This window comes from Micromonospora sp. AMSO1212t, from assembly GCF_008868145.1.
Lineage (GTDB): Bacteria > Actinomycetota > Actinomycetes > Mycobacteriales > Micromonosporaceae > Micromonospora > Micromonospora tulbaghiae.
Genome location: NZ_WBKS01000198.1, coordinates 1 through 6,878 on the forward strand (window position 1 = coordinate 1; position 6,878 = coordinate 6,878).

Sequence of the window (6,878 nt, forward strand, 5' to 3'; positions counted from 1 at the left end):
GCCCACGATCACCGGAGCCGCCACGACACCGCCGACCGCCGGCTCCGCGAGGGCCGGAGGCGACGCGACGCCCGGAGGCGGCGCGACGGCCGTGGGCGGCGCGACGGCCGCGGGCGGCTCGGCCCGCGGCGGCGGTTCCACCGCCGGGGACAGGTCGACCACGGTCGGCACCTCCACCGCCGTCGGCGGTGCGATCACCTCGGGTACGGGCGCACCCGGCGACGAACCGCCGATGGTGGACACGGGCGCTGCCGGAACCTCCGGCGCGGCCGGTTCCTCGGCGGCGGCCTCCGGCACGCCCGGACCCGGGCCGGCGGGCGGACCGTCCGGCCCCGGTTGCGAGCCCGGCACGCCGGTGACCGGCGCGGAACCGTCGGGGCCCGTGCCGCCGCCCGCCGTGGCGTCGCCCGGCCCCGGCTGCGGGCCGGGCACACCGGCGACCGGCGCGGAGCCGTCGAGTCCCGCGCCACCGGCCGCCGTGCCGCCGCCCGTCTCCGGCGCGCCGTCCCCCGGTCCGGCCGGGGTCCAGTCGGCCTCGTCCGGCCGGATCAGGCCGGACGCGTCGGGCGCGGTCCGGGGTGTGGTCCCGGCCGGCGCGTTGCCGCCCGGCGGGCCGGCCATTGGCGGCACCACACCGGCCACCGGCGGCGTCGCACCGGTGCTCGGCGGCACGACCGACGCGGAGTGGGCCGGCTCCCCCAGCCCGACACCGCCCGCGTCCGCTCCCGTCGGCGCCTGCGGTGTGCCGGTGTCGGGGGTCGACGGGCGCCAGTCGTCGAGGTCGGCCTGGATCAGCCCGGAGGCGTCGGGCGCGTCCGGCACACCGCCGCCGGGCGTGCCCGCACCGGCGCCCGGCGCTCCGGGCATCATCGGCATGGCGGGGCCGGCCGGCGCCGCCACCGGCGAGTCGACGCCGACGCCCGGAGCCACGGGCGGGGCGGCCGGGATCTGCGGGCCGTCGACGCCGAGCCCGTCACCACCGGCCGGCGCACCGCCCGACCCGTCCGGTACGCCCGCGTCCACGCCCACCGGTCCCCAGGTCTCAGGATCGCCGCTGACGAGTCCCCGGGCGTCGGGCGACTCGGTCCCACCGGGATTGTTCGCGCCGCCCGCGGGCCCCGGCATGCCGGGCATGGGCGGCATGCCCGCACCGAGCCCGGCGCCGCCGGACGAGGCGCCGGCCGGCGCGCCGGGGACCTGCACGCCGTCGAACCCGGGTGACCGCCAGTCCGCCTCGTCGCCCTCCACCAGGCCCTTTGCGTCAGGCGCCTCGGGGACGCCGGATCCACCACCGGCACCGGCGCCGGGAGCGCCCGCGCCGGGCATGCCCGGCATCATCGGTGACTGGAAGCCACCGCCACCGGGCACGGCGCCGCCGGGGGCGGCCGGGATGTCCACACCGCCGACGACGCCGGGGGCGAAGTCGTCGCTGTTGCCGAGCAGCCCGTTCGCGTCCGGCTTCTCCGGCAGGCTCGGGCTACCGCCCGCGCCGGGGCCGGCGCCGCCGGGCGAGCCGAAGCCGGGGACGCCCGGCGCGGTGAACCCGCCGCCCGGTCTGCCGATGCCTGCGCCTGTGCCCGCCCCGGGCTTCAGGCCGCCCACCTCACCCGGTCCGGAGAACGACGGCGGCTTGACCGAACCGGCGCCGCCCGCGCCGCCGCCGAGGTTGGCCGAGCCCGGCGGCTTGATGCCCGGCGGAACCACACCGGGGACGAATCCACCCGGCACGCCGCCACCGCCCGGTAGGCCGCCACCGCCGGGGAAGCCCACGCCCCCCGGCCCGTTGATGCCCGGCGCGTCGAAGCCGGGCAGCCCGCTGCCGCCGCCGGGTGTGGGACCGCCGATCGCACCGGGTCCCGAGAACGACGGCGGGGTGATGGTCCCCGGACCCTGGCCGAGGCCCGGGCCGCCGATACCGGACAGGTTCGGCGGGGTGATCGTGGGCACCGTGATGTTCGGCGGCGCGTTGACGGGTGGAGTGGTGACGCCACCGATGGAGGGCGTGGTGAACACCGGCGGGGGGACCGTCGGCGGGGTCGTGAGGTTCGGCGTCGTGAGGTTCGGCGTCGTGAAGTTCGGCATCGTCGGCGTGGTGACGCTGGGCGTGGGCATGGTGACCCCGGACGTCCCCGCCCTGTCGGTGGTCATCTTGTACTGCTCGGCGACCGTGTGGACGACCTCGGACATCTGCTGGGCCATCGGCTTCTCGTACTCGGTGCCGCTGATCGGCACCGGGCCGCTGCCGCTGCCGACGCCGTTGTTCGAGGCGATCGACGCCCAGGCGCGGTCCAGGTAGCTGATCGTCTGCTGGGCCCAGGACAGATGGTTGGCGGCGTCGTAGAGCTGCGACGGCAGCGAGTTGCGGTTGGTCGAGGAGTTGATGCTGTTGGCCGCCGTGGTGGAGTCCGGGATTGCGCCGCCGGCCAGGTGCTCTGCCTGCTTGCCGAGCAGGTCGGCGTAGTAGTTCATCTTGTCGCGGAACCCGTTGGCTGCCGGCCCCTTCCACGCCTTGTCGTCGCCGACCATCGAGGTGACAGCGGTACGGATGGTCTGTTCGAGCCAGATCAGCAGGTCCTGGGTCGCCTGGAAGGCCTGCGCGGTCTCGACGACGGACCGGACGCTCACCAGCGTTTCGGCGTGGTCCCGCCCGCTCTCGGTGGTCAGCGCGGCGCCGCCGTTCACCGCGGCCTCGAGCTTCCGCCAGCCCCGGGTCTCCTTCGCCCAGGTCTGGTAGTCGTACAGGTCGCTGACGGGGACCACCTTCGGTGGGAAGGTGGCCGCCTCCTCCGCGGGGTCGTTCCACCCGTCGAGCTTGCTGTCACCGAGACCGTTGCCCATGCCCTGTCCCTCTTCGCGAGCGGTGAGACCTGTTCGCCCGCGTCAGTTTCCGTCGGTCTTGACGATCTTCTGGCCGTAGGTCTTCAGGTTCTCCAGGCCCGTGAAGGAGTCACCCATGATCTCGCTGAGCTTGTCGGTGGTGAGGGCGTTGAGCTCTTCGAGGTTCTCGTACTCCGCGGCCATCTTCAGCAGGGCGGCCTGCACCGCGAGCAGGGCGGTGTCCATGTTGACGAGCATGTCCTTCATGTCGCCCTTGACGCCGCCGTCCTGGGCCGTCGCCCCGACGATCGCCTGCCGCAGCACCTCGGCCCGGGCGAAGGCGCCGGGACGCGGGTCGATCGCGCCCACCTGGTCGGCCGTGGTGAGCAGGATCTTCCCGGCGCCGGTGATACTGCCCAGCACGTGCTCGGCGAACCACTTCAGGGCGGCGGTGTTGACCGCCACGCCGCTGGTCGAGGCGGTGTCACCCTTGAACGTCGGGTTGACTGCCGGCGGTTTGAAGCCCGAGCCGGTCGAGATCTCGTCGTCGATCCAGTCGGACTGGTCGGTGAACGCGGGCGGCTTCACGTTCGACGGGTCGGTGATGTTGTCCTTGTACGTCTTGACGAGGTTCTTCCAGCCGTCGGTGTCGAGGATGTTCTTGTCGTACCAGTCGCGGGCCTCGATCCACTCCGGATGATCCGCGCGGACCTCGTCCTTCCACTTCTCGAAGTTCACCCCGGTGCGGCTGTTCTGGTGCTTGTTGTAGAAGGCCATCCAGGAGTCGTACGCCGCCTGCACGGTGCCGTCCGGCTTCTTGAGGAAGTCGTCACCCATGCCGTAGGCGTCCATCGCGCTGATGGCTTTGTCGTTGGGATATCCCCAGTCAATGGTGGCCAAGGAACTCACTCCACTCGAATGTCGACGGCGGAACGAAGGCGCAGACCCCAGCGGCCCGGGTCGTCGAGCTCACCGGGCCGGGGACGGACAACGTGGTAGGCCGCCACGCCGCGTCCGCGGCGGCCGTCGAGCGGATCAGCCGCCTCGGACGTCGTTCCAGATCATGGCGTGACGCTGCTCGGTGGTGCCGTAGTTGTCGGAGATCTGCAGCAGAGTCTGGCGGGCCTGCTCCAGGTAGCCGACCATCGAGTCGGCCGCCTGGTTCCAGGCCAGCTTCGAGACCTTGTACTGCTCCTGGGCGGCACCGGTCCACTGGGCGAGGCTCGCCTCGACGGTGCGCTCCATCTCCTCCAGCGACGACTGGATCTGGCCGTTGATGCGGTTCATGTCGGTCAGCACGGCGTCTGCCTGCACGAAGTCGAAGGTGTAGTTGGACATGTCAGTCCTCTCGGGAGGTCGGGGGGTCGGGGTGCGGCTCAGATGCCCGGCAGGGCCGCGCCGAAGGAGTTGGCCACGCTCGACGCCTCGTCCTCGGCCGTCTGGTAGCCCTTGGTGGTGACACCCATGACCTCGAGCATGTTGAGCAGCTCGTTGATCACCCGCTGGAAGGCGTTCTCCCAGTTGTCCATGGCCTGGTTGAAGCCCTGCGACGCCTGGCCGGTCCAGGAGGAGATCAGGATGGCCATCTGCCCGTTGACCGCGCGCAGCTGGCCGGTGAATTCGGTGGCCTTGTCGGAGAACTCCTGGGCAGCCCGCTGCATACCCTCTTCGGTGGTGCTGACGATCGGCATCGTCACGGCCGGACTCCTCATGTCAGGGAAAGGTGGCAGGGAAGAGTGTTGATCCGCGGCCGTGCCCCGCGGCAACCCGGTCGCGCCACCATGTCCGAACGTCACCCAACATTGCACGGCCGCGCCCCCGGAACGGGCGGCGTCGGCCGACAGCCCGGGAAGAGTGGTTGCACTTTCATGCACTGATCCCCGGCCGGAGTTCCGGCGCGACCGGGGCGGCGTCTTCACTGGACCGCGACGTCGAGGGAGTGGTCCGTCGTGAACTACAGCGAGCGCATCGAAGGTCTGTTCCAGGAGTACGAGCGGCAGCGCAACAGCCTCGCCGAGATGCAGGCCCGGATGAGCGCGCTCTCGGCCACCGCGACGTCACCGCGACGCGAGGTGAGCGTCACGGTCGGCCAGAACGGCGTGCTGACCGACATCCAGTTCCCCTCCGGCGCCCACAAGCGGCTCACCACGGCCGACCTGACCCGGCTCATCCTGGAGACCTACGCCGACGCCAAGGAACAGGTCATGAACCAGGCGGCCGACGTGCTGGCGCCGGTGCTGCCCGACGGCCTCGACGCCCACAAGCTGGTCCGGGGCCAGGCGGGGGCCGACGCGTTCCTGCCCAAGGAGCCCCGCATGGTGACGAGCGTGCGGGAACTCCTGACCCGGGGGCCCGAGTGATCAGCAACAATCCCGGTGGGCGGCTGTGGGTCGACCCGGACGGCGTCGAAGGGCTCGGCAAGGCGTACGAGTCGCACGTGCAGCTCTACGAGTCCTACCTCACCCAGTTGACCGCCCTGCGCGCCCGGTACGCCAACGCCTGGGGCGACGACGACATGGGCGAGCAGTTCTCGACCAAGTTCCTGGAGGGCCTGGACAACCTCGAAGCGATCATCGGCGGCGTCAAGGGCACGCTGCACTACACCGCCCAGGGCCTCACGGAGAGCGGCCGGGCGTACCGGGAGGCGGACGAGGCCGCCCTGGACGTCAGCCGGAAGATGACCAAGGACTTCGACCGCCTGGACGGCCCCACGTACGCGACGCGGGCAGCGGTCACGGGCCGGGTGCTGGAGCCCGCCGCGGAGGGTGAGCCGCGCCGGCGCCATCTGCTGTCCCGCAAGCTGGCGGTCAGCGAGCCAACCGGTGAGTTGGTCACCGAGCAGGCCCGGCTCCTCCCGCGGCAGCAGGGCACGCCGCTGCGGTCGGTCCGGCCCGCCGAGCCGCTGATCCCGGCCACCGCCGCCCTGCCGGCCATCTCGTCCTACTTCGTGCAGCCGGAGTACGCGACCGCGCACGTCGGCGGCCGGCCGCTGCCCGAGGAGTACCGGCTGATCGCACTCAACCCGTTCGAGGACGGCAGCACCCGGGTGGACGCGAACCTCTACGACTCGATCACCCCGCTGACCGGCACACCCGTCACCACTCCGGACGGCAGGGCGATCGATCCCGGACAGGGCCGGTTCTTCGTCGTCAAGGAGAACCCGGCCGTCGACCCCACCGCACCCGGCTACCAGCCGCTGTACCTCAGCTACGCGCCCGACGGCACGCCCACCCCGATCATCCCCGGCGCCTGAGCCACCCACCCGCGCCCGGTAGGACATGCCCGACTTCCACATCCCCAACGACCCGCAGTGGCAGTGGGCGTACGACCTGATCCTCGTCGCCGTCGGCGAGGAGTACCCGAAGGCCGACCCCGCCGCACTGCGGGCCATGGGCGACGAGCTGTACGCGCTCAGCAGCACCATCCTCAACGGGATGGGCGCGACCGCCAACCTCGGCTACGGGCTGGCCGGGAGCCTGTCCGGCCCGGCGATGGACGCGTTCCAGCAGTACCAGGTCGGGATCACCAAGAACGTGCCGGCCGGCGGCAACATCGCGCTGGCTCTGGGCGGCTCGGCCTACAACTTCGCGCTGGACTCGGAGAACACCCAGTACAACATCGTCATCGCGGCCTTCACCCAGGTGGTGGAGATCGCCATCGCGCTGGCCTCCGGCTTCGGCGCCGCAGCGGTGCCCGCCCTGATCAAGATCGGTCAGGAGATCGTCGGAGCGTTGATCAGCCTGTTCCGCCAGCGGCTGCAGAACGTGCTGATGCGGCTGGCCTGGGAGGCGTTCCAGGAGGGCCTGGAGGAGCTCTGGCAGAGCGCCGCCGCCCAGGTCACGCAGATCATCGAGGGCAACCGCACGTCCCTCGACTACAAGGATCTGGCGATGGCGTTCGCCGGGGGCGCCTTCATCGGCGCGGGCGTCAGCGGCGTCCAGATGATCGGCGGCAAGTTCTTCCCGAAGATCAACAACAACGTCCTGTCGCGGGAGGGCCTGTCGGCACTCGCCGAGACGCTGTTCGAGGGCCTGTTCACCATGATGGTCGGCGGCGGCGGC

At 71.9% G+C, this 6,878-nt stretch carries 7 protein-coding genes; 3 read left to right on the forward strand and 4 right to left on the reverse strand.

All coding sequences use genetic code 11. From position 1 onward, the window contains the following. The 4 genes from F8279_RS28555 to F8279_RS28570 form a co-directional block, all read right to left on the reverse strand. On the reverse strand, nt 1-2,838 hold a 2,838-nt coding region (locus tag F8279_RS28555), incomplete at its 3' end, for a hypothetical protein (protein ID WP_151501594.1). Nucleotides 2,839-2,880: 42 nt separating this feature from the next. Beyond that, on the reverse strand, nt 2,881-3,717 hold the full coding sequence (locus tag F8279_RS28560; protein WP_151501595.1) for a hypothetical protein: 837 nt from the start codon (nt 3,715-3,717) through the stop codon (nt 2,881-2,883). 135 nt (nt 3,718-3,852) lie between these two features. After that, nucleotides 3,853-4,155, reverse strand: a complete 303-nt coding sequence (locus F8279_RS28565) for a WXG100 family type VII secretion target (protein WP_091416607.1) — start codon at nt 4,153-4,155, stop codon at nt 3,853-3,855. Nucleotides 4,156-4,193: 38 nt separating this feature from the next. Then, the gene (locus tag F8279_RS28570) at nt 4,194-4,514 is read right to left on the reverse strand and encodes a WXG100 family type VII secretion target (protein WP_091416604.1); all 321 of its coding nucleotides are present in this window, start codon (nt 4,512-4,514) and stop codon (nt 4,194-4,196) included. A gap of 252 nt (nt 4,515-4,766) precedes the next feature. On the opposite strand from F8279_RS28570, the gene F8279_RS28575 reads away from it, so the two are divergent. From F8279_RS28575 to F8279_RS30390, 3 genes are all read left to right on the forward strand, one after another. Continuing rightward, nucleotides 4,767-5,177 (forward strand): YbaB/EbfC family nucleoid-associated protein, encoded by a 411-nt coding sequence (locus tag F8279_RS28575; RefSeq protein WP_151501596.1) that lies wholly within the window; start codon nt 4,767-4,769, stop codon nt 5,175-5,177. Next, nucleotides 5,174-6,070 (forward strand): WXG100 family type VII secretion target, encoded by an 897-nt coding sequence (locus tag F8279_RS28580; RefSeq protein WP_151501597.1) that lies wholly within the window; start codon nt 5,174-5,176, stop codon nt 6,068-6,070. Before F8279_RS28575 ends, F8279_RS28580 begins: the two co-directional genes overlap by 4 nt. Nucleotides 6,071-6,095: 25 nt before the next feature. After that, nucleotides 6,096-6,878: hypothetical protein (locus tag F8279_RS30390; RefSeq protein ID WP_192580793.1), on the forward strand; the 783-nt coding region annotated here is incomplete at its 3' end.

Excerpts from the sequence above, each read along its gene's own strand:
- F8279_RS28565 (WP_091416607.1), bottom strand. The coding sequence starts at position 4,155 with ATGTCCAACTACACCTTCGACTTCGTGCAGGCAGACGCCGTGCTGACC.